Raw genomic sequence first — 24,567 nt, 5'->3', positions numbered from 1 at the left:
TTGATAAATTTTATTTACTACTATTTAAATATCCATTTTTCCAAAGATAGAAAGGACTAATTAAACTGCTGAAAAATAATTGCATTTCACAAGCTATCACTAAATCATGTTTTACTTTGGTTCGATATTTGAGTAAATGTAAAATAATTTTACGTAGGTCATTAATTATGTAACCTACAAGAGCAACTGGTCTATACCAAGGTTTGATATTTACCATTCTCGTAACATAGCGGCTAAGTCCGATACCTCTAAAAAAGGGAATTAAATAATCTTTTTGTAATCTTGCCTGAGGTATTTTATGATAAATTTCCATTTCAGGGTTATACCAAATCTCCCATCTTGATTTTTGGAGGTAGCATAACATTTCTAAATCTTCACTAGTCAGCATATTACCAGTTACTCTACCAGTTAAAATAGGCTGATTTGGTACACTTTCTAACCAAGCTTGGCGGCGCACAACAAGCCCAGCCGAAGGAGGTAATAATCGTTTTTTGGGTTCATATAGTAGGGGTATATCTCCGCGTTCTGTAATTGCCAAAAAGGGAGTGATTCGCCGGAAATTTTCTGGTGGTTCTACTTCCCAATCCGGATGAATTTGACTACCATAAGCACCAGCATGAGGATATTTTTGAGCAAAAGCATAAGCTGCTGCTACCCAGTTTGATACAGGATAATTATCATCATCAAGAAAGCCTATAAGTTTGCCTAAAGCGACTTCAACGGCTTTTTTTCTAGCATAAGCTGCCCCCTGTTTGACTTCAAAACAATATTTTAAGGGGTATGGGCATTGCCAATTTTCTTGATAACTTTGGACAAGTTTAGCTGTATTATCGATGCTATTGTTATCTACAACAATAATTTCCCAAGAGAAGTTTTCGGTGTTAAGTTGATTTCGCAGTCGTTCTAATAATTCTGGTAAACGACTTGCACCATTGTATGTTGGTATTGCTACAGTAAAATCAAGGTTATCAGTCATCTTCACAAAGTTATATCTTTATTTACGCTACGCGTGTCAGTTGTTAGTTGTCAATTGTCAGTTGTTTTTGATCTGGTTTAATTGAGTAATGCTTGGTAAACGCTAAAAATCTAATATGATTTACTATGTAGCTGTTTAGCTACTAATAAACAATAATACTTAAAATAAAAAAACTGCATCTGATGTTACAATTTTGCTATCAAAATGCAGTTTAATGTACCGTATTTTACCGGATTTATCTTGAGTTTTGCTGAAAACACAATTTTTTAATTGCAATCACTGTCTTTATATGTTCGCATTCCTCCAAGAAGAGTGTCTACTATGACACAGCGTTTCAATCCACTAGCTTGAGTAGTTCCTGGTTTAGGTGCAGCTACCATAATTTTTAAAGGAATATCGGCACTTCCGCTAGCTTTAGGAGCTAAAATACCCATGTAGTCAAAGGTAATCGTACCAGTTCCAGTTGCAGTATTAACTATGTTACCAGTAGTATTTTTTGTGTTGTAAGCATCAATATTTGTATACAAAAAAACTTGCCTTGGCTGAAATGCCATATCTTCACCTAAAGTCTTCCACCGAATATCTGAAGATAAAGGTGTAGAAGTACCCTCATGTATAACGAACTTGGGAAGATTATTTTCAACTTTAAAACTGACGCTGTAGCTAAGTTTTTTCTTTTTAGCTTCTGTCTGTGCTGACTGTAGCGCTCCTAAAACGGCATCATTAGCCTTACTCACTCGCTGTCGGCTGACAAACGCTGACCAGCTAGGAGCCGCGATCGCTGCTAAAATTCCAATCATCAGCACTACTACTATGACTTCTACCAAGCTAAATCCGGCATCTGATTGATTGTAAGTATTGGCGCGTTTATTTGCCAAATATTGCTGCTTTAACTTTGTTTTGAAACTGGATGATTGAAAAGAATTTAATAATTTTAAACTAGGCATATTTCGTATAAGTACACTGCTTGTAATAATCTTTGTCAAGACAGATAGCTATTTAGTAAAGACAAAGCTGCGTCCCTGTACCTTAATATTTCCACTCGGAAAATAACTAGATTTGTTCTGAGCGTAACGTATTTTAGTTTCATCGTTTTGTATTAGCCGAGCTTGTGCATTACCCCTTAAATAAACTTCAGCAGTACTTCTATTATCTGTATCTGCACTAGGAGACTTTACGCAAGCATAGAAACCTGTTCTGACACCACTTGCTATTGTTGTAAAGCCAGTAGAGCAAGTCGTTCCTGGCGCTCCCTGCGTTGTTGTTGTTTGATCTATAAAATCAACCAAAACTACAGGAACTTGAGTGTAATTTTCCCCTGCTGCTAAACTATTTGTCCAACTATCCATTTTTTGTTTTAATGTTTTGTCTTTTGCTGATAAGTCAAAAGGCTTAAAACCTTTATCTGGACATTGGCTATATTTTTCGTCAGTTGAAGCAGTAAATCCCGGACAATCGCTTCTACCAGTAGCATTTGTAACACCATCTTTAATTTGCCATCTGGCAATACGGGCAGCTTGAGACCAAGTAGTATTAGTGTCTTTAATTAAATAGTAAGCTACCAATGAATACACAAAAGAATCATCTTTAAATTGAACCACACCGCCAGAATTTTTTGTCTCAGCAGATTCTTTGGCAAATTCTCGCTTCCAAAATACTAAAACTGGAGCGCCATCTGTTACCGCAGGAATTTTGGAAACGATACCTGTGGTAGTAGTCGTATCATCATATATGTATAATGCTTGTTGCAAATCACGAGCTATATAATCAAGTGCTGATTTAATTTCTTGCTCAGAGGTGACTTTTGCTTGTTCTTGGCGGTCAGTGTTTAAAACACTAATCATAAAACCTAATAACGGCGTGATTACAAGAAATGCCAAAATTAAAGCTACGAGTAATTCAATTAAAGTAAAACCACTATTTTTATTTTGCTTTTGAGAGATTTTTAACTGAACATTTAACAGCCATCTGAGTATATTCATTTTATTAAAGTTTATCCTTAGTAACGAAAACTGAGTTGTGAAATCATTTATGTTTGCTGGATAAATTATGGTTAACGACAACCACCAAGACGACCGCACAAAGAGCTATAAGAGCTTTGACCTCTAACAATTTCGGTTGTCATTTCTACTAGCGGTGCTTTGCGATCGCCTAATGCCCCAGTAAATGTTGCTGCTTTTTTTCCAGTGCTACTAGATGTTAGAGGAGCAGAACCGATGAAGGCATCTGAACGATATACCCTAATTCCCAAACGATAGCCTTGACCTTGATCAGGGTTGCTACCTGAAACTGCTAGCCGAATAGCCTGAATATAAAACAGATCGCTGGTACAGTCGGGATTAGCGATGCTGCTATTTTTGTTAAAGCAATACAAACCAGTTGTAGCTGTGGGAACCGCCGCACCACTAATTAAATAGTCACTGGTTGAGCTTGATACTGTTCTAGTTGTACTAGCAGCTAGTGTGGTGGTGATCGTTGGATCTGAAACTGTTTTAGACTTAATAGCATCAATGAAGGATTTAGCTGCTTCTGTTGCTAATTCAACGCGTCTAGCTTGCACACGGGTTGCTGTTGACATAACTAGAATAGGTGCGATCGCAGCTAGCAAAATAGTAGCCACAAGGATCGCCACCAGCGACTCAATAATGGTAAAACCAGACTCGCTGGACTTGACAGAAGATAATTTTTGTAGTGGATGTGAGTTCATAGAAATTGAAAATCAAAAATGGTACTAGTGGTCTGTCCAATTAATTAATTTTGAGGGGCTGTGAGATCCCCGACTTCTTAGAGAAGTCGGGGATCTGACCACCATCAGATATCAGAATTAATGCGATGAAAAACTATTATGGATGGAGTTTGCAGTCGCCAGGGCGTTCAGTTGCAGGGAGTGCAAATTTTAAACCGCTGCCAAAATAAGTAGTGTCTGGGGTATCAAATCCATCTGATGTTTGAGTTTGGACAGCACACAACAGAGTTTTCACCCAAAGGTCATCCCGACCAACTTCTCTGAAATATTCACTTGGAGGGTCTGTTGCTGGAATTACAAAGCGCTGAGCAAACAAGTCGGGGTTTTGGGCTAATAATGCTACATCAAAACCCCAGTTACGGTTGGGAGGCATATAATAAGGCGCTTCCCCAGCAGCAGTACTACCTACAGAAGTACTATCTGATGTATAACCAGGTCTTGAAGTATTTAGTGTTCTAATAAAAACACTGTTAATGGCAGTAGTAGAAAGAGCATTGACGTTAGAAGAGGTTGTAGCAGCAGTTGCTGCCCCTGGTCTGACAAGAGCTTGGTATGGTGCAGTAGCATAAATACTGCGTTTAAATTGGATAAATGAACCGCTGATATTAGCATTAACGCCATCCCAGTTTTCTAAGAAGCGCACAAAATTATGTAAACCCCCATTTATTTCATAAGTACTTGCACCCACACGAGCAGGAGTATCACCAGCCGCAATTATGAGATTAAAAGTTGTGTCGCTTGCTTTAGATAACCATCTAGTATTTTTAACGACGCTGGACAATGATCCTGCTAAACTGGCATAACCTTGATCTTGAGGTGCTGCGGTTGTTACCTGTAATTGCAAGACAGGTTCTAATAACGGTTGAAAATACTCATTTCTTGACAAAGACGTGAATGGTGGCGTTGTCGTCGTGTCTCCAGGAAAATCTCTAAACGAAGAATAATTAGGGGGTGACAGGAGAAGTGCAGTAGGATCTGGTGCTTGGGGATACCTGAAGAATAGACGGTAAAAATTAGAACCAGGAGTACTAGTATTAGTATTAGTGAAGTTGTATTTTATCTCGCCAGTGTTGAACGCTGGTGGACTAGTAGAAGTACTTGATGTGGTTGCAAACCATAAGGCATTAGGTGCTACGTCAGGTAAGCTAGCAGCATCTACCTTACTAGGTGTACCTGTTAGAACTACTGGCAATCGTTTTACTACACCTGATTTAATACCTAATGGAATGGGAGTAGCAGTAATACTTATAGCAACATTAGCAGCATTAACCAGTTGTCCAGAACTATTTCGTTTGAACGCAACCCTACGGGCAAATCTTCTAAAATTTGCCATCGCTGGCTGGGCAGTAGTTCCAGCCATAAGTTTGGTAGGATCTGCATCTATTGGGAGATTATGAGATTGTATTGTTCTATCACCGTCGTAACCAATATACCAATCATTTACTCCAGGCTCTGTTTTACATTCTGAAACTGGTATCTTGAAGCACATTTCCATTACATACTCTGGGAAATCTCCTCGGCGCTGAATAGGTGTGACGAAGTTATTTAAGTAAGAACTGTTATTGTCAGTAGCTGTAGGAGTACCTGTGTAGTAGGCATCACCACCAGAGTTAATGAAGAAATTCGATGAAGTAACGAAGTTGTTATTCCAGAAACCTGCCTTCAGTCGGTTGAGTACGGCATTAGGATCGTTAACTTGGTTATTCCGCAAGTCGTAATCACCCTCATCGCGGAAACCTTCGCGGAAGTTATTAGACAGCAAGGTAACAGCATCGGCAATAACTGATGCAGAACGCCAAGTTTCGCCTGTTGTGCAATTAGGTAACCTAGGGTCACTAGGGCGACAAGCAAAATCACGATCGCGATTTGATGCAGCGCGACTATAAAATTTACTATCGTAAGTAGCATCACTGGGAGCAGGCAAAAGATCTGTACCTTTAAATTCTTGTTTAGTGTGCAGATTAAAATTGCCTTTAACATACGCTGGCAAATCAGTTGCTAAAATTAACCCTTTTTCTTCTGCTCTATAATTGTTTTGGCGGCTCAAGTTACTGCCATTAATCAACATAACGGCGTTAGGGCGGCGTTCTGGATCAAGCCTGTAGTCACTGGCGCTGACGTTTTCACTGGTTGAATCACTGATATCTTTTTGAGCATCTTCACGAGAGGCATAGATAATGCCACTATTGGGTAATAAATATTCATTAGCCCATGTACCAGTGATTGAAGTTGTGCGAAGCAAATTTAAATCTATGACTGTGGCACGAATTTCTAATGGTTGACGCTGTTCAACTTCTAGATTGTAGTTTCCAGTTAATGCAGCACCTTTATCTATAGCCTTAATTTGTCTCGCATCAAGAAATGTAGTTTCTTGGATTGCACCATCAGGAATAACAGTAGCATTACGAGCTAAAGAGCCATCGGCAATGTTGATTGCACAGATAGTAGAGTCAATTGCTGATTGCTCAGATAAAGTAAGTTTGCTGGCTGTTGCTTTAGCTAGTGCTTGCCGTAATAGAGGATTAACAAGGCGACCGTTGGGAAATTTCAAGTTAGCTTGATATTTTAAGCGTTCTAGCAAATCTACACCAGTGTTTGCTACATCATCAGCATTAGCCGCAGTTGTAAACAACCCAGCGGTTAAGGTCTGTCCTCTAGTTACACTAGCAGATGTAGTAGCGGGAACACCGTAAACTAGCCCATTATTAGAAGTTGCTGCTGTTGTTGCATTAGTGGGGTTGTAGTAACTACTTACACAGGCTATTGGTGTTTGATAATCATCTGCTGTAGCCGCATTAGGAGCATAAGAATCACTGTTGTAGTGATAGACTGCTGTAGCACGCATTACCAAATCACCACGTTTTTGTTTACTCGCATCAAGAGGATCGGTAGGATCAGGCACTGACATCGGCATAGTGTCAGGCCAGACTGTTAATGCTGAAGCAATAGTAGGTAGTCCTGAACCTGTACGTCGATATACACCTGCACCTGTAATTACTCGTAATCCTCCAATTACATCAAGAGCATCAGCGCGGGGTGAAGCAGCGGCTATTTCCCAGAATCCGTCACGTCCAGTTACCCCCAAATCTGCCAACTGTTTAACGCTAGTAGTACGAGTGCGATCTTTAGTACTACTTGCCCAAGTCACACCAGCAGCTACGGTTTCAGGTTCTTCTTCTCCAACAAAAATTCCTTTTGTATCGTTCCACTTGAGTTCAGGTAAATTATTACCTACAATAATGCGATCGCCTAAATTTGCTTCTGTAACAGGAGAAGTAGCTACAGCATCCGGATCTTTAGCAGGTAGCTGTGCCGTATTTAGCGTTAGTGTTGTATTGGTATCTGTTGGATATATCCAGCTATCTGGTGGACGTAATCCGTTACTTCTTCCTGAAGCGTTATATCCTTGCAAAACATTTGCTGTAGTATAAGTACCAATGGCAGGTTTAGTAGGATCGTTATAAGGTACTTCTTTGAATGGTACGCGCCTAGTACGTTTTTTAAAGTAAATTTCTAATTCTTCCCGACGTACTTTATCTGAGTCTAAGCTGGGATCGGCTGTAATCCGTTTATTTCTCTTCTCTTCGACCTCTTGAGGATCAGTACTTGTAGTATGAATTAATTGTGCATTTACCAACAAGTCAATGCGTTGAGCATAAGCCTGACTGTTATAGGCAATTTCATTTGAGTTATTCGAGGTAGATTTATTTGTAGTTGCAGTTGTTGCTGTTGCAGGAGTATTATTCTCTTGAAACAAATCTACTTTAACTAACCCAAGGTCTGAAGCACTTATTGGTGAACTACCTGCGACATTACCACCAACAATTATTTTGCCATTTTCTCGCTCGTAATAACAAGAATATCTGCTACTGACCTGAAATAATCTAATCTCTTGATCACTTTTACCAGTCAATAAATTGCTATTGGTGAAAACGCGTCCATTCAAACGAAATCTAGGCCCTGGTGTGATGTCTAAGTCATCCTCATAAACAACAGCATTATTAGTAATAGGAACTTGGCTGCGGTCTTGTTGCATTTCTAAAGCCGAGAAGCCTTTATTACCTCGATACGGTTCATATTTGCTCGAATCGAGACTACCTATACTAGTAATAGGAACTGTTGCCGTATATACGAAAAAGCTTTTTTTCAATTCTCCAGTGGGTAGTTTATACCAACCAGAAGCGCCTACCAAGCTAGCGCTAGTTTCACCTGCTATATCACAGGCTCCACCTGCCTTAGCTGGCAACATAGGAGGAGTTCTCGCATCTAGCGGTATTCTCTTTCTAGTTTGAGTTGCACCAACTTGAGGTGGAGTCCGAAAGTTGATCGCGTAAAGAATAAAACTATCAAATTTACCATTATTATCTGTATCGGCAGGAAATTTCCAAGCTGCTTTTGAGTTTTCTTTGTTTTCTAAAGTATCAGGTTCTTCAATTACATTGTTTGCATCGATATCATAATTCAGGGTTATAGGAGTCTCGTCGCCCAACGTATAGACAGGAAGTTTAGAGATTAAAGTAGTGTAGAACGTTGTGTTTGATGGGACAGAACGTGGCAAAGTGGGGTCAGCAAATAATTCAGATATTTTTGCTTTAGCCCTTTCTAAAGCTGGTGTAGCGGCTTGCATTGTAACCTCATTCACCCGGACGTTACTTGCATTTTTTGCCCGTTCAAATGATCTAAATAAAATTGCTGTGGTCAGCAGTATAACTACTAGCGATACCATTACCACTGTTGGCAACACAAAACCAGCGTTTACCGAACCTCGCCGTCTTTTGGTAATAAATAAAGTTCGTAGTAACCAAACAATTTGCTTTTTAATTGCAGATACAATATTCTTATTCAGATATTTGAAGACTTGTTTGATTGTCTTGAATAGCTGGCGTTTTAAAGACATAGCTACTTTCCTGTCAGGTGGTGAATCGCGGACATATCATTTTTTGGCAACTAGAAATTTTGCCTGTAAAAACCACTTACAGACATAATTAAAAATTCTGTTTTATGTAACTATCTACCCTGTTGAACTAACTCCCCAATGCAATATCAAAACATCAAGAATGGTTTGCTTAAGTTATATCATTTGTTAAGATTTTAGATTTTCCGGAAAATACTGATTTTTTCAAAATTATGTAACTCCTATATGACAAAGAATAACTTCACATTAACTTTGCAAAAATGCATTTTACCTAGGTGTCAGTTTATGAAGATATAGTTAGCGGATTAAGCTTAAAGTACCCATTTATCAAGGAAATATATCAGTTGGTAATAGATAAAAATATGTACAGTCATCAGGGGGGCTTGTGAACAACAAGATCCCCGACTTCTTTAAGAAGTCGGGGATCTGAACCTCTATTACTTAGTTGAGAAGCTTAGTAATGATTTAAATTAATCCCAGCTTCTTTAGCCATTGCTTCTAAACCTTTGCTATCTAAGGTTTTGATTGCTTTGGTAGACAGTTTCATTTTTACCCAGCGGTTTCCGCCTGCCCACCAAACACGCTTTGATTGCAGGTTGGCATGTTGAAGGCGCTTGGTACGGCGGTGAGAGTGAGAAATTGCAAAGGCGTTGTTGGCCTTTTTGCCAGTTAATTCACAGCGACGAGACATAAGTATCTCCAGATGATGATTTTGGTACAGCCTTTCTATTTTAGGGCATCCCTTCGACTTCGCTCAGGGCAAGTGGGCATGGGGCACTTGTACTGAGCGTAGCCGAAGTATGGGGCATTGGGAAGAGTTACTACTGGACTAACACGACTAAAATGATGCAAAAAAATAAAAATGTAGGTTGGGTTGACGTAAGGAAATCCAACACTTTCATCCATGTTGGGTTGCGCTGCGCTTAACCCAACCTACGTCTTATTGTTACTTGCTGGCTTGTTCTGTGAGTTTGGTGAGTACTTCGTTTGAGCGTTCGACAAAAGATTTCATGCCTTCAGCGTCAAAACCTTTTTGAGACATCAGCGCTAAATCATAGACGTGTTGGCAAATCATGTCTACTAATTGTGATGTAGGTGACTGGCCATCACCTTGAATAATACTGCCTTGGTTGAGATTCGCCAGATTTTGAATCAGGGGATGGGCAGTATTTACCAGCAAAATATGGTCTTCAGGAAACTCTGCATTCTGCTGTTGCATCATGGCGTTCATTTCCCGGAGGCGGCGGAGAATCTCTGGTAAAAGTACCATCGCTGGTGGTGTACCTTGAGGATCTTCGGATTTTAAAGCCTCGGTACGGATATTTACCTTAGGTTTATTGAGGGATTTCTCAAATAGTTCTTTAATGACTTCACTACGGGTTTTATTAGTCTTGGGATCAACTATTTCCCCAGATTTGTCTTGTTCTAGCAGGGTGTTATCTAAGTCGGAGTCTACCCGTGTAAATTTGACATCCTGATATTCCCGTTCTAAGAAGTTGATAAAGTGGGTGTCGATGAAGGAGTCCATAAATAGGACTTCTAAACCTTGGTTTTTGTGCAGTTCTACGTAGGTAGCTTGGGTGGCTGCATCGGTGCAGTAAAAAACTCGATTTTCGTGGCGTTCTTTATTGCGTTCTAAGTATTCTTTGAGAGTGGTATATGGAGAAGTAGAAATTGGGGAATCACCAGCAGTGGTGACATCTTGCCAAGCGTCATCTTCGTTAGATTGAACTTGAACTGAAGCAGTTTCACTGTTTTTTAATTTCTCTGCTGTAGTACGGAAGATGATGATGTCTTCGATTTGTTTTTTAAATTTCTCGTCGTTGAGAACACCGAATTTGACAAATGTACCAAGGTCTTTCCAGGCACTGATGTATTGTTCGCGGTTATCGCGGTAAAGTTCTTTGAGCCTGTCGCCTACTTTTTTGGCTATGTAATCGCCGATTTTTTTTACTGTGCGATCGCCTTGCAATGCACTACGTGATACGTTGAGAGGAATATCGGTACTATCAATGACACCCCGCATCGGCATGAGAAATTGCGGGATAATTTCTTCGCAGTTGTCGCTGACAAAAACTTGATTGCAAAATAGCTTAATCTGACCTTTGGCGACATCGACATCGGGTCTCATTTTGGGAAAATACAAAATCCCGTTGATGATGAAGGGATAATCAGTATTTAGATGCACCCACAACAATGGTTCTTCTTGAAAAGGATACAAATAGCGGTAAAACTCTAAATAATCTTCTTGAGTCAAGTTATTAGAAGACTCCCGCCACGGTGCTTTTTGCCTATTTAAGACTTCACCATCCATTTTTATTGGTACTGGCATGAAGTCGCAGTAGGTCTTGACAAGATTTTGAATACGTGCTGCTTCTAAAAACTCTTCTTCTTCTCCTTGGAGGGTGAGGGTAATGGTAGTACCGCGAGTTGTGCGGGTTGAATCTTCGAGGGTGAACTCTGGAGAACCATCACAACTCCAGTGAATCGCTTGCGCGCCTTCTTGGTAGGAGAGAGTATCGATTTCGACTTTTTGCGCCACCATAAAGGAGGAGTAAAAGCCTAGACCAAAGTGACCGATAATTGGTTGGTCTGATTTGCCTTGATATTTATGAATAAATTCTTCGGCACTAGAGAAAGCAACTTGATTGATATATTTTTTAACTTCCTCTGCTGTCATCCCAATGCCATTATCGGTAATGGAAAGGGTTTTTTTGTCTTTATCTATGGCGATTTGAATCTCTGGCTCACCGATGTCTCCGGCGTATTCCCCGGCGCGGGATACCATATTTAGCTTTTGAATTGCGTCTACAGCGTTGGATACCAATTCCCGCAAGAAGATTTGATGGTCTGAGTAAAGTGACTTCTTGATAATTGGGAAAATATTCTCAGTATGAATACTGATAGTGCCTTGTTCTAGCATGATTGGTAATCTTCAGATGTAAGTATTTGAAATTATGGTTGTGGCATATATCCCACAGCCCTCCATTTTCAAAGGTAAACCTTAAGAAGACAAGAGGGCATGATACCACTTAGGATTTTAAAAGAATAGTTTAGGCGATCGCTCCTAATTTTCAGCATTGTTTGCCCCCTACTGCGATTCGGATTTCCCTACCTTTATACATTGAGTCTGGGAAATTTTTGCGAGGCGTTAGATGCATATAGCAATCCGATTTGATTAATGAACATATTTGCGTAGGGAGGGAACAGGGAACTCTTAACGGGGAACACTTCGGCTACGCGGTAGTTGAGCGCAGTCGAAACTCAGTGCATCGCAGGAAAAAAGGGATTTAGGGGTGTACTGAGTTTTTTCTCCAAATCAAATATGAGTCCTATATTACCTTAGTTAAGGCTGGTATTTAAGTATTACTACTATTTTTCTCTAATACGAAAAAGAGGTGATATGGATGAACAGGATCGATAAATTCTTGCTTAAGGGTTAATCCAGCTTTAGTAATGGAGTTTAAAATTCGCTTTTTGGGATATCCTTTGAGTCCAATTTCCCAGTAGTGCTGATCTGACATGGGTTTGCTACTCCAGAATCTTGGCATTTTCATTAATAAATATCTTGACCTTTGTATATAAGAAAATCTCAACTGGAGTGCAAAGAATTGCGTATTGTAAGGCAATGAAATCACCAAAAACTTTTTAGTTACTTCTGCAAGGTTTTTGAGGGCTTGTTCTGACTGTTCATAAGGTAGGTGTTCTAAGACTTGGAATAGTACAATTGCATCAAATTTGTTTTTAGGTAGTGAAAAGTCAGTTGTAAGATCTAAAACTATATCTGGATCTAATTTAGGGTCAACATCAGCAGTTGATACTTGGTAGCCATTTCGTTTAAGGATATCTGTTAAGAATGAGTTAAAAATCCCAATTTCAAGAATGTTGTTTACCTGACTACCAAGAGAAAATATTAGCCGCAACTGGTGATGATAACTGATGAATCGATCTTTGGATAAATACTCAGATTTTCTCAGGTCTAACGATGTTATTAATTCCATAAAAATTACCTGTCTAACTTGATGAAATGACCAAAATGGTGGGTATTACGTTAAATTCTTCCCCAAAAATTAGTTCAAGTAACATGACAAGCAAATTTTCATTACAGTTTTGCGTTTAAAAAAGAGGCATTGCTGAATCTAGGGATGAAATTTGTGTTGAGATCTAAAACTCCTTATTTTCTTTGCGCCTCTGTCTTGAAAAGTTTCCTACGCCGGGAAACCCGGCTTTCCTGCGGAACGCTTACGCGAACGAGGAACTTTTCGCTGCGCCTCTGCGTGATAAAAATCATCCCGCATTTATGCAACGTTCAAAAAGAAATGTTTTTAAACGCAGAGGAACACAAAGGTTAATTGAAATACCTATGTCGTACTTTGTGGAACTGAGACTTTTACTGATAGTTTTTTACTAAAAGTTAGACCTTGTTCTCCTTTATCAATTACGATTGTATCTCCAGAGATAAAGGTATTCTCTAATAATTTGGTGGCGATCGCATTTTCGACTTCTCGCTGAATTGCGCGTTTGAGAGGACGTGCGCCATAAACTGGATCGTAACCTGCTTCGACGAGGTAATCACAGGCGGCGGCGGATATATCAAAGGAGATTTTTTGCTCTTGCAGGAGATTTTCTACCCGTTTGAGTTGAATGCGGATGATGTGTCGCATTTCTGAGCGACTGAGTGTATGGAAGAGAATGATATCATCTACGCGGTTGAGAAATTCAGGGCGGAAGTGCGAGCGCAGGGCATCTGTTACTCGTTTTTGCATCATTTCATACTTGGTATCATCACCAGATACATCTAATATGTATTCGCTACCGATGTTACTAGTCATCACAATCACAGTGTTACGGAAGTCTACTGCTCTACCTTGAGAGTCTGTAATTCTACCGTCATCTAGGACTTGCAATAAAATATTAAACACATCTGGATGCGCTTTTTCGACTTCATCTAGCAGCACTACCGAGTAAGGGCGGCGGCGAATCGCCTCAGAAAGTTGACCACCTTCTTCATAGCCAATGTAGCCTGGAGGTGCGCCGACAAGGCGAGAAACTGAGTGTTTTTCCATGTACTCGGACATATCCAGCCGCACTAAAGCATCATCAGAATCAAAGAGAAATTGAGCTAAAGCACGAGCAAGTTCGGTTTTACCTACGCCAGTTGGCCCCATGAATAAAAATGAACCAATGGGACGGCTGGGATCTTTCATCCCGGCACGGGCGCGACGAATTGCTGCTGAGACTGCGGCTACGGCTTCTTGTTGTCCAATGACTCGTTGATGCAAATGACTTTCGAGTTGCAGCAATTTTTGCCGTTCTGACTCTAAAAGGCGATTAACGGGGATTCCTGTCCACTTGGCAACGATTTCGGCAATATCGGCTTCAGTGACTTGTTCTCGCAATAGGGTAGAACCTTGGCTTTGAATTTCTATCAGTTTGGCTTCTTTAACTTCGCGATCGCGCTGCACTCCTTCTAATTTGCCATACTTCAATTGAGCAGCTTTATTCAAATCATAAGCGCGTTCTGCCTGTTCGATTTGCACCCGCAGGGCATCTTCTTCTTTTTTCAGGGTGCTGATAGCTTCTAATAATTGTTTTTCCCCTTGCCATTGCTCGTTGTATTCCTGCTGTTTGACCGTTAAATCGGCGATTTCTTGCTCGATTCGCTCTAAACGCTCTTTTGTTGGGGAAATACTTTTTTCTTCTCCAGCTAATGATAGCTTTTCCATTTCTAGCTGCATCAAGCGGCGGTCAATGGTTTCTAATTCTGCTGGTTTGGAGGTAATCTCCATTTTCAATTGCGCGGCTGCTTCATCTACTAAATCAATGGCTTTATCTGGTAAGAAGCGATCGCTAATATAACGCGCTGACAGAGTTGCTGCTGCTACTAGTGCCGAATCAGAAATTTTGACGTTGTGATGAACTTCGTAGCGTTCTTTCAAACCCCGGAGAATGGAAATAGTATTTTCCACACTCGGTTGATCGACAAATACCTGCTGAAAGCGGCGTTCTAGGGCTGCGTCTTTTTCAATGTGTTTACGAAACTCGTCTAAGGTAGTAGCCCCAATGCAGCGCAGTTCTCCCCGCGCTAGCATTGGTTTGAGTAAATTTCCGGCATCCATCGCCCCTTGTTGACTTGAACCAGTACCGACAACGGTGTGTAGTTCATCAATAAATAAAACAATTTGACCGTTCGATTCGGTAACTTCTTTGAGAACTGCTTTGAGACGTTCTTCAAATTCTCCTCGCAATTTTGCCCCAGCAATCAAACTACCAATATCTAAAGTAATTAGTTGGCGATTTTTTAAAGATTCGGGAACATCACCATTGACCATGCGCTGTGCCAATGCTTCAGCGATCGCAGTTTTACCTACTCCTGGTTCACCAATTAAAACTGGATTATTTTTGCTACGCCGTGATAACACCTGAATGACTCGTCGAATTTCATCATCCCGGCCAATTACTGGGTCTAATTTTCCAGCTTTGGCTTGTTCTGTCAAGTCCCTGCCAAATTTTTGTAGAGCGTCATAGCGGGATTCTGGGTTTTGATCTGTCACTTTTTGGCTGCCACGTACAGTTTTAATACTAGCTTCCAGCTTGATACTATCTGCATTCAAGCTTTTGAGTACCCGTCTGCCGATGCGATCGTCCTCAGCAAAAGCCAAGAGAATATGTTCTACAGAGATGAAATCATCTTTCATTTTCTCCCTAGCTTCTTCGGCTTTGTCTAGCATCACGTCTAAACTGCGACCAAGATATAGCTGATCGCTTTTGCCCACTTTAGGTTGACGTTGAGTAAATGCTTCTAGTTGTTGTTGCAAGCGGATGGGATCGATCTCGGCTTTAGCCAGAATACGGATTGCTAAACTAGTGGGTTCTTCTAAAAGGGCAATGATTAAATGTTCAACATCTAGTTGCTGTTGTTGATATGCACGGACTATATCCTGAGATTTCACAATTGCTTCCCAGGCTTTATCAGTAAATTTATTAGGATCTGTAGGCTGCATCTTTAGAAATTTGAATGTGAGATTTTAGTTTTTGAAGTTTAGTGTAAAGATTTGGTATTTTTTATTTTGCTATGGGGGTCAGTGGTTAGTGGTCAGTGGTCAGTTGTTATTCTTTTCTGCACAAAACTTTGCCAGTATCACTCCCCAAATAATTATCCAAACATGATCAGCATATATTCGCTTGTATCTGCGGTTGCAGTTTGGGGCTAGGAATAGGTGAGAGTTCGACTCATTACCTATTCCTTAATTTAAAACGAAAACACGGTTATGAGGTTACTTTGCTAGATAGTGCTGTGGAAATTTATGGTTACGATCACTCTTTAATATGCTGTCAAAAAGTAATTAATTTAACCACAAAGACACAAAGGACACAGAGGTAAGAGGTTAAAAAAGTTTTTTTCACTTCAACCTTACCCTTTTACTTTTTCCCGTTCACGGCTTTCTGCTTCTAATGAGGATTTAGCCAATTGAATTAGTTCAACTTTATATCCATCTGGATCTTCTACAAAAGCAATTACTGTTGAACCGTGTTTCATGGGGCCTGGTTCGCGTGTAACTTTACCGCCTTGATTCCTGATTTCTTCACACGCAGCGTAAATATCATCTACACCAAGAGCAATGTGACCGTAAGCATTACCCAATTCGTACTTTTCTACTCCCCAGTTATAAGTGAGTTCTAGTACTGTATTGTCGCTTTCATCACCGTAGCCTACAAAAGCTAAGGTAAATTCTCCTCCTGGATAATCTTTTCTCCGCAGTAATTTCATTCCCAGGATTTCGCAGTAAAATTTCAAGGACTCTTCAAGGTTGCCCACTCGCAGCATTGTGTGTAGTAATCGCATATTGATCTTTTCTCTGTACTCAGTTCACTTTATCTATAAACATTTTACAAAGCTTAAAGTCCCAAGGTTAAAAATCTACCGAACCTCAATACAGCAAGTTGCCGCATCATTTTTACTGGTTAGTTGACTTTTAACCAAAAAATAATTCAAAATCCAAAGTCCACGCATCCACCATCGATTTACTTAAACTCTGGAAATCTTCTTTAATCTCAGCAGACAGAGTGGATTAAACACCTATGCTAGCGATTAGGCTCAGCAACTGGAATTGTACGTAACCAACACAAACAAGGATAAACGACAGATGAATAATATTCTAGATACTGCCATTGAAGCGATCGCAGCCCGCGAAATTTTGGACTCGCGGGGTAGACCGACAATTGAAGCCGAAGTACATTTAGCTAACGGTGTTGTGGGACTAGCACAGGTTCCCAGTGGTGCTTCGACTGGCTCTTTTGAGGCGCATGAACTACGTGATGGCGATAAAAACCGTTATGGGGGCAAAGGGGTACTTCAAGCGGTCAAGAACGTCCAACAGGCAATTGCTCCAAAGTTATTAGGCTTGGATGCCCTTGACCAAGAACTAATCGACCGCACCATGATTTTTCTCGATGGTTCGGCAAATAAATCAAATTTAGGGGCTAATGCAATTTTGGCGGTTTCTTTAGCAGCGGCTAAAGCTGGGGCTGAATCTTTGGCAATTCCTCTATATCGTTATTTGGGTAGCCCTTTAGCGAATTTGTTACCAGTACCGTTGATGAATGTGATTAACGGTGGGGCGCACGCGTCAAACAACGTGGATTTTCAAGAATTTATGATTGTTCCCATCGGCGCGCCTTCTTTTAAAGAAGCATTGCGTTGGGGTGCAGAAGTGTTTGCCACTCTTAGCAAAGTCTTGGATGATAAAGGTTTACTGACTGGCGTAGGTGATGAAGGCGGCTTTGCTCCTAATTTGGAATCTAATCAGGTAGCTTTAGAATTATTGGTGGCTGCCATTGAAAAAGCTGGTTACAAACCAGGGTCACAAGTGGCTTTGGCGTTGGATGTAGCAGCTAGTGAGTTTTACAAAAATGGGCAGTATGTCTATGATGGTAAGCCTCATGCCCCCGCTGAGTTTATTGATTACTTAGGGCAATTGGTTGAACAGTATCCCATTGTCTCAATTGAGGATGGGTTACACGAGGAAGATTGGTCAAGTTGGCAACTGCTTACCCAGAAGTTAGGTTCGCGGGTGCAGTTGGTAGGGGATGATTTATTTGTGACTAATGCCACTCGTTTACAAAAAGGTATCCAAGAGAAAGCAGGTAATTCCATTTTGATTAAACTCAATCAAATTGGTTCTTTAACGGAAACCTTAGAAACAATTGACTTAGCAACCCGTAACGGTTTTCGGTCAGTAATTAGCCATCGTTCTGGTGAAACAGAAGATACCACGATCGCTGATTTAGCTGTAGCCACCCGCGCCGGTCAAATTAAAACTGGTTCACTTTGTCGCAGCGAACGAGTTGCAAAATATAATCGTTTACTACGAATTGAAGATGAACTAGGCGATCGCGCCGTTTATGCTGGGACTGTAGGTTTAGGGCCAAAGTAGCTAGGGGCTAGGGGAGTAGTCAGATCCCCGACTTCTTGAAGAAGTCGGGGATCTCGCAGCCTCTCAAAGTATTAATTGATATAAGAAGAAATTACTTAATAAAGTAAAAAATTACTCTTGCTATCGATTCCATATAAGTTTTTACTATTAAATGTATATGCCAGATACTAGTGAACTTACTGGGGTGTAAGATTGTACAAATCAAACTAACCCACAAGCATCTCAAATGTTTTTGGCAAACACTTAAGCTTTATACCGGAAAACCATGAACACAACTTGGCCAGGAATAACCCAGTTGATAGACAGTGGTTTATCGATGAGGGTACAGCAATTTTTGGCACAATCGCCAAGTATGCAACTGGATCAATCAAGAGCAAACCAAGGAATCGATTATGTGCAAGGAACCATTCAACAGATAATTCTGTTTATGCCCCGTTTATTAGGGGCTGTAGCAATTTTACTAGTTGGTTGGTTAATAGCAGCGATCGCCGCAGCAGTCACACGAGGTATCCTAAATCGCACTAATATAGATAACCGCATCGCCTCTGGAATCACAGGCCGCGGCAGCAGTGGAGAACTTCCCCAAGTAGAGAAACTCATCTCCGGTTTAGTATTTTGGAGTGTTATTCTGTTGACGGTTGTAGCTGTTTTACAGACACTACAACTGGAAGTAGCCTCTCGACCTCTGAATAATTTTCTCGATCAACTTGTTGGCTTCTTACCCAGGTTCGTAGGTGCAGCAATTTGGTTGGGAGTTGCTTGGTTAGTCGCAACTATTGTCAAGCTAGTGACTATCAGCGGTCTACAAGCAGTTAGATTAGATGAACGTCTCAATCAAGAAACACAAGACACTACTCCTAATCAGGTGTCTTTGAGCGAGACAATTGGTAATGCCTTGTATTGGTTCATCTTTTTATTGTTTCTAATCCCGATATTAGATACTCTGGGACTGCAACAGGCATTACTACCAGTACAAGTTCTAATTACCCAGATTCTCTCAATTCTGCCCAACATTCTAGCGGCGACGCTAATTGCTACAGTGGGCTGGTTCATAGCTACTGTGGTGCGGCGAATTGTTACCAATTTATTAGCAACAACTGGAATTGACCATTTAGGAAGTCGCTTTGGACTTTCCTCGTCTGCTGGAGTGCAATCTTTGTCGAATATTATAGGCACAATTGTCTATATTTTGATTTTGATTCCAATCGCGATCGCTGCTCTTAATGCCTTGAGAATTGAGGCAATTTCAGTGCCAGCGATCGCTATGTTACAGCAGATTCTCAACGCCTTACCCGCTATCTTTACAGCCATAGCAATTTTAATCGTTGCCTATTTCTTAGGTCGGTTTGTAGCGGAGTTAGTGACTAGTATCCTGACTAGTATAGGTTTCAACAATATCTTCTCTATATTGGGTCTGCCAACACCTGTTAGACGAACTGTCATTCCAGCAGAACCAACGCCATCTACGCCGACAACTCGGACACCCTCGGAAATTGCTGGCATTATTGTTTTAGTCGGTATCATGCTGTTTGCAGCTTTGGCTGCGGTTGATATCCTGAATATTCCAGCCTTAACAACTTTGGTAGCTGGCATTCTCATCATTTTGGGACGAATTTTAGCAGGATTGATAGTTTTTGCCATTGGTTTGTTCTTGGCAAATCTTGCCTTTAGTGTGATTACTAGTTCTGGTAATCCCCAAGCAAGAATTTTAGGTCAAGTAGCACGGGTGGCAATTATTGCTTTAGTCTCAGCAATGGCATTGCAACAAGTTGGCGTAGCTAGTGATATTGTAAATTTAGCTTTTGGATTGTTACTAGGTGCGATCGCTGTTGCTATTGCTCTAGCTTTTGGTCTAGGTGGACGCGATATTGCCCACGAGCAAGTTAGAGAGTGGCTCAACTCCTTTAAAAGCAGAGGTTAAAATTTGATGTTTTGTGACGCATGTTGATCTGTCAATCTCAACAAATGCAGTTACAAGCATTAGGAGTATATAAAATATCTCCAAATTTCTGCTTGAGAAGTTAAAAGTTAGAGCTTAGAAGCTGGAAGTTAAAGCATAGAACTAGAAATTTCTAGTTTTCATCTCAAAATTCTAACTTCTAAGCTCTATAGGACTCCTATTTGATTTTTGAACACGATTCAGTACATATCTATTCCTTCTTAACTGTTCCCTGTTTCCTGTTTCCTGTTCCCTACCTACACAAATAAATTCGGTAATCAAACCGGATTACTTATCTGTATTAAATGATTTACAGAAAATGGTTTCTAGATTTTTTTAGCTTTGATCGGAAGCTGACAAAAACTCTTCTCGTGAGATACCTGCTTGAGTACAGATGGATCTCAGTGTCGAACCTTTAATTTGGGAATGATTAGGCATAGTCAATGGGGTTTTTGTGCCATCCTCATTTTCTCGAACCATGACAATATGCTCTCGCTCTCTAACAATAATAAATCCAAGTAAATTCAATGTCTTAATTACTCTAGCTTTAGGTACATCTATAGGAAATTTAGCCATCAAATAGTTATAAGAGCTTCTGCAATGTAAGCTTCTAGTACTTGTGATTCCTCTTCTAGAACCTCTTCACCAAATATCTCAATATGGCAGCGGATAGCTGATTTCACATCGGCTAGTGCTTCTTCATAGGTGCTACCTTCACCAACCACAACCCCTTTAATACTTAACGGATAGGCTACATAGCCGTCGTTATGTTTTTCAACAATAATTTTGATTGCTCTCATTTGTTTGCTGTAGAGGTCTAATTTCATTTTATGAGCTTTTCAGCTTTCACAATCCCAACTCTTCTGGGAAACCCAGCATAATATTAAGGTTTTGGACAGCGGCTCCTGATGCACCTTTGCCCAAGTTATCGAGACGAGCAACCAACAGTGCTTCTTTGGTGGTGTCATTAGCAAAGACAAAAACCTGAACAATATTAGTATTATTTACAGCGATCGCATCAAGAAAAGTTCCATCTCGCAACAAAGTAGCATCTTCAAAGGGAGCTACTTGGACAAATTTTTCACCTTGAAAATAGTCAGCGATCGCATCATAAATCATTGCACCTGATGGAGGATGATCTAAAATCCACAATGGCAAAGGTACTTGTACCACCATTCCTTGCTCAAAGTCTCCCACTGCTGGTACAAACAGCGGTGGCGATGCTAACTCAGAATACTTTTGCATTTCCTTGACGTGCTTGTGTCCAAACTGCAAACCGTAAATGCTGTATGGATAAAGTGATGTTTCTGTGGTTTGCTCTTGGTGCAAGGTATTGTACTTTTGGATCAGATTCTTACCACCACCAGAGTAGCCCGATACTGCATTCACTGTCATAGGAAAGTTTTGAGGAATAATGCCCTTAGCTATTAAAGGACGCACACAAGCCAAAAATCCTGTAGGATAACAGCCCGGATTGCTGATAAACTGAGCTTGGGCAATTTGCGATCGCTGTCCTGGATTGATCTCAGCAAAGCCATATACCCAACCCTCAGCAGTGCGATGAGCAGTACTCGCATCAAGGATTTTAACTCTAGGATTGGTGACAAAACTGACAGCTTCGCGGGCTCCATCATCAGGTAGGCAAAGAATAGCAACATCAACAGCATTGATCAGTTTTGCTCGCTCAGTCGCATCTTTACGCTGAGAGGAGGCAATACTAATTAACTCGATATCATCACGTTTGTTGAGACGTGAGTAAATCTGTAAACCTGTGGTTCCTGCTTCCCCATCAATGAAAATCTTAGGTTTAGTCATTTTTGCTTAAGATATGCTCACTTGCAGAAATGTTAGATGATTATCTTCTCAGAAAATAGATTCATAAATACTTGAAAATTCGGCGTTGCGTAAATGCGGGATGATTTTGATCACGCAGAGGCGCAGCGAAAAGTTGTCAGGAGGGTTTCCCTCCGTAACAAACTTTTCAAGACAGAGGCGCAGAGAGAATAAGGAATTTTATACCAATTCACAATTCGCAATTAAAAAACCTAGATGCAGCAAAGCTTTCAGGGTTTGGATCTGTATTAGATTTTTCGTGAAATGGTATTAGATATCAACACATAAATTTCATCACTAGATTCAGCAACGCCTATTTTTCTTTCTCCCTCTGCCTACACAGCGCCGGACATGGTATAACTAATCTGATACTTTAAAGAAATGTAACATTTAATTGCATTTTTGTAAAAATCAGCTTTTTGTCAGTTGATTTATGAGCCAGTCTGAAAATATTACAACCGAAACTAATTTTTTGATTAATTATGATCGCAAAGCTATTCATTCACCTGGCTCTATTCAGCCTCATGGAGTACTAATTGTACTGAGTAACGAGCTGGAGATTCTGCAAGTTAGCGATAATACTCAAGCATACTTGGGTAAAGAGCCAGAAGATTTACTAAGTCAACCTTTAAGCAATTTGTTTGATGTTCGGCAAACGGAAGTTATTCAGCATTCCTTCAACCAAAAAACTGGTAGTACTACTGCTTTTAAAGTATCAATCATGACTGTGGATGGTGAACGATGCTTTGAAAGTATTGTTCATCGCACTGAAGATGCCTTAATTTTGGAATTGGAATTGATTGACTCTAGGTCAGAGTTGAGTTTTTTAAGTTTCCAGGCTTGGGCAAGTGAAGCGATCGCTACTATGCAAAATACATTAAACCTGAAAGAATTTTTGCATGTAGTAGCTGAAGAAATCCAAAAAATCACAGGTTTTGACCGAGTGATGATCTACCAATTTGATCAACAGCAAGCGGGTTCTGTAATTGCCGAAGTTAAAAAAGATAATTTATCACCTTATTTAGGACTCCACTATCCGGCAACAGATATTCCCAAACCAGCTAGGGAATTATACAAGCGCTGCCGGCTGCGATTTATTCCTGATTTGACTGCTCAACCTGTCAAGTTAGTTCCTAGTGAAAATCCTGTAACACATCAGCCTCTGGATTTAAGCCACTCTGGGCTACGCAGTTTTGGAGAATGTTGTGCCGAATATCATCAAAATATGGGTGTGGCGGCTCTTTTAGTGATTTCGTTAATTCAAGAGCAGCAACTTTGGGGGTTAATATCCTGCCATCATCAAACTCCCAAATATATCTCTTACGAAGTCCGCAAGATGTGCGAATTTTTGGGACAGATTGTGTCATCAGAGTTAGCACACAAAATAAGTCATGCAAAATGGGACTATACAGGAAAACTCAAATCGCTACAGTCTGAGTTACTAGAATCTATTTCGCAAGCAGACAATTTTATAGATGCTCTAATTAAACCAGAAATTCGCTTGTTAGATCTGGTCAGTGCTTCTGGGGCAGCGATTTGTCTAGATCATGAAATTACCCTTGTGGGAGCAACACCAGATATTGATCAGGTGCGGGCATTAATAGAATGGGCAAATAATCAAGTTAGTGACAATCTGTTTTCTACCGATTCTCTGCCGCAACTTTATCCTAGGGCTGTTGCATTTAAAGATGCAGCCAGTGGCTTGCTGTTATTACGAATTTCTCAAGTCCGGCACTATTACATCCTTTGGTTTCGCCCTGAAGTCATTCAAACAGTTAATTGGGCGGGTAATCCCAACGATTCCATACAAATTGAGGCAGATGGTAGCATTATCCTTTGTCCGCGAAAATCCTTTGAACAATGGCAAGAAACCGTTCAATTAACTTCCCTACCTTGGCAGCCATGTGAACTGGAGAGTGCTATTGCTCTCAAACATGCGATCGTGGGTATTGTTCTCTCGAAAGCGGATGAGTTAGCTAAAATTAACCTAGAGTTAGAGCGCAGTAACCGAGAACTAGCTGCTTTTGCTTATGCAGCTTCCCACGATCTTAAGGAACCTTTGCGGGGTATTTATAACTTCTCGACAGTTCTGCTAGAAGACTACACCGAAATTTTGGATGATGAGGGAGTTGAGTGTTTGCAGACAGTGGTGTCTTTGTCTGTACGCATGGAAACTCTGATTAATGCTTTGCTAAGGCTCTCACAGTTAGGACAAGCACAACTGCACCTACAAACAACCGACCTTAACCAATTGCTCAATCAAGTGATTGAAGTTTTTCGTGCTAGCCGCCAAAACTCACAAGCGATTGATATTCGCGTTCCCCGCCCTTTGCCGACAATTCAGTGTTATCAAGTTCTTGTTAACGAAGTTTTCAGTAATCTGATCGGCAATGCATTTAAATACAACGATAAAGCAGAGCAATGGGTGGAAATTGGTTATTTAGATGCAGACCAGCATTTTGTAGACCAAACTTCTATAACCCCTGTTTTTTATGTCCAAGATAACGGTATTGGCATTCCAGAGCATCATCTAGAAACCATCTTTCGACTCTTTAAACGGCTGCACTCTCAAGAAAAGTACGGCGGGGGCGCAGGTGCAGGACTCGCTATTGTTAAGAAGATTATCGAACTCCATCAAGGTGAAATTTGGGTTGAATCTACCGTAACTGTTGGCTCGACGTTTTACTTTACGCTGGAATAGTTTAAAATAATAACAAAATA

At 40.5% G+C, this 24,567-nt stretch carries 16 protein-coding genes; 3 read left to right on the top strand and 13 right to left on the bottom strand.

Translation table 11 applies throughout. The features are described from left to right. Positions 1-10 precede the first annotated feature (10 nt). From hpsE to gloA, 10 genes are all read right to left on the bottom strand, one after another. Positions 11-976: a hormogonium polysaccharide biosynthesis glycosyltransferase HpsE gene (gene hpsE / locus QI031_RS09885; RefSeq protein WP_281485004.1), complete on the bottom strand. Its 966-nt coding sequence runs from the start codon at positions 974-976 to the stop codon at positions 11-13. 266 nt (positions 977-1,242) lie between these two features. Continuing rightward, positions 1,243-1,854, bottom strand: a complete 612-nt coding sequence (locus tag QI031_RS09880; RefSeq protein ID WP_281485003.1) for a pilus assembly FimT family protein — start codon at positions 1,852-1,854, stop codon at positions 1,243-1,245. 117 nt (positions 1,855-1,971) lie between these two features. Continuing rightward, positions 1,972-2,958 carry a hormogonium polysaccharide secretion pseudopilin HpsC gene (gene hpsC, locus QI031_RS09875; protein ID WP_281485002.1) on the bottom strand — a complete coding sequence of 329 codons (987 nt, stop codon included), beginning with the start codon at positions 2,956-2,958 and terminating at the stop codon, positions 1,972-1,974. 71 nt (positions 2,959-3,029) lie between these two features. Then, entirely contained in the window at positions 3,030-3,683 is a 654-nt protein-coding gene (gene hpsB / locus QI031_RS09870; RefSeq protein WP_281485001.1) for a hormogonium polysaccharide secretion pseudopilin HpsB, read from the bottom strand. Positions 3,684-3,819: 136 nt separating this feature from the next. Then, positions 3,820-8,619, bottom strand: a complete 4,800-nt coding sequence (hpsA, locus tag QI031_RS09865) for a hormogonium polysaccharide biosynthesis protein HpsA (RefSeq protein ID WP_281485000.1) — start codon at positions 8,617-8,619, stop codon at positions 3,820-3,822. Positions 8,620-9,091: 472 nt separating this feature from the next. Further along, on the bottom strand, positions 9,092-9,328 hold the full coding sequence (gene rpmB, locus QI031_RS09860) for a 50S ribosomal protein L28 (protein ID WP_281484999.1): 237 nt from the start codon (positions 9,326-9,328) through the stop codon (positions 9,092-9,094). A gap of 255 nt (positions 9,329-9,583) precedes the next feature. Next, positions 9,584-11,560 carry a molecular chaperone HtpG gene (gene htpG / locus QI031_RS09855; RefSeq protein ID WP_281484998.1) on the bottom strand — a complete coding sequence of 659 codons (1,977 nt, stop codon included), beginning with the start codon at positions 11,558-11,560 and terminating at the stop codon, positions 9,584-9,586. A 436-nt stretch (positions 11,561-11,996) separates the two neighbouring features. Beyond that, positions 11,997-12,638, bottom strand: coding sequence for a methyltransferase domain-containing protein (locus QI031_RS09850; RefSeq protein ID WP_281484997.1), 642 nt, complete (start codon positions 12,636-12,638; stop codon positions 11,997-11,999). A gap of 360 nt (positions 12,639-12,998) precedes the next feature. Then, complete coding sequence (gene clpB, locus QI031_RS09845) at positions 12,999-15,641, bottom strand: ATP-dependent chaperone ClpB (RefSeq protein ID WP_281484996.1); 2,643 nt, start codon at positions 15,639-15,641, stop codon at positions 12,999-13,001. 410 nt (positions 15,642-16,051) lie between these two features. After that, the gene (gene gloA / locus QI031_RS09840) at positions 16,052-16,483 is read right to left on the bottom strand and encodes a lactoylglutathione lyase (RefSeq protein ID WP_281484995.1); all 432 of its coding nucleotides are present in this window, start codon (positions 16,481-16,483) and stop codon (positions 16,052-16,054) included. A 301-nt stretch (positions 16,484-16,784) separates the two neighbouring features. On the opposite strand from gloA, the gene eno reads away from it, so the two are divergent. Both eno and QI031_RS09830 read left to right on the top strand, forming a co-directional pair. Further along, positions 16,785-18,074: a phosphopyruvate hydratase gene (eno, locus tag QI031_RS09835; protein ID WP_281484994.1), complete on the top strand. Its 1,290-nt coding sequence runs from the start codon at positions 16,785-16,787 to the stop codon at positions 18,072-18,074. A 265-nt stretch (positions 18,075-18,339) separates the two neighbouring features. Beyond that, positions 18,340-19,995, top strand: coding sequence for a mechanosensitive ion channel (locus tag QI031_RS09830; RefSeq protein WP_281484993.1), 1,656 nt, complete (start codon positions 18,340-18,342; stop codon positions 19,993-19,995). Positions 19,996-20,349: 354 nt separating this feature from the next. Here the strand turns inward: QI031_RS09830 and QI031_RS09825 are convergent, their stop codons facing one another. Genes QI031_RS09825 through argC form a run of 3 tightly spaced genes read right to left on the bottom strand, consistent with a single transcriptional unit; the run spans position 20,350 to position 21,828 of the window. After that, positions 20,350-20,589: a type II toxin-antitoxin system HicA family toxin gene (locus QI031_RS09825; protein ID WP_281484992.1), complete on the bottom strand. Its 240-nt coding sequence runs from the start codon at positions 20,587-20,589 to the stop codon at positions 20,350-20,352. Then, a complete protein-coding gene (locus QI031_RS09820; protein ID WP_281484991.1) occupies positions 20,589-20,840 on the bottom strand; it encodes a type II toxin-antitoxin system HicB family antitoxin in 252 nt (83 codons plus the stop codon). The genes QI031_RS09825 and QI031_RS09820 overlap by 1 nt, the downstream gene beginning before the upstream one ends. Before the next feature lie 19 nt (positions 20,841-20,859). Then, positions 20,860-21,828 carry an N-acetyl-gamma-glutamyl-phosphate reductase gene (gene argC, locus QI031_RS09815; protein WP_281484990.1) on the bottom strand — a complete coding sequence of 323 codons (969 nt, stop codon included), beginning with the start codon at positions 21,826-21,828 and terminating at the stop codon, positions 20,860-20,862. A 451-nt stretch (positions 21,829-22,279) separates the two neighbouring features. Between argC and QI031_RS09810 the strand changes: the two genes are divergently transcribed. After that, on the top strand, positions 22,280-24,547 hold the full coding sequence (locus QI031_RS09810; protein ID WP_281484989.1) for an ATP-binding protein: 2,268 nt from the start codon (positions 22,280-22,282) through the stop codon (positions 24,545-24,547). The last annotated feature ends 20 nt before the right edge of the window (positions 24,548-24,567 follow it).

Origin of the sequence: Halotia branconii CENA392 (genome assembly GCF_029953635.1) — a bacterium.
Classification (GTDB): Bacteria; Cyanobacteriota; Cyanobacteriia; order Cyanobacteriales; family Nostocaceae; genus Halotia; species Halotia branconii.
This window is presented reverse-complemented; position numbering and strand designations above follow the sequence as displayed.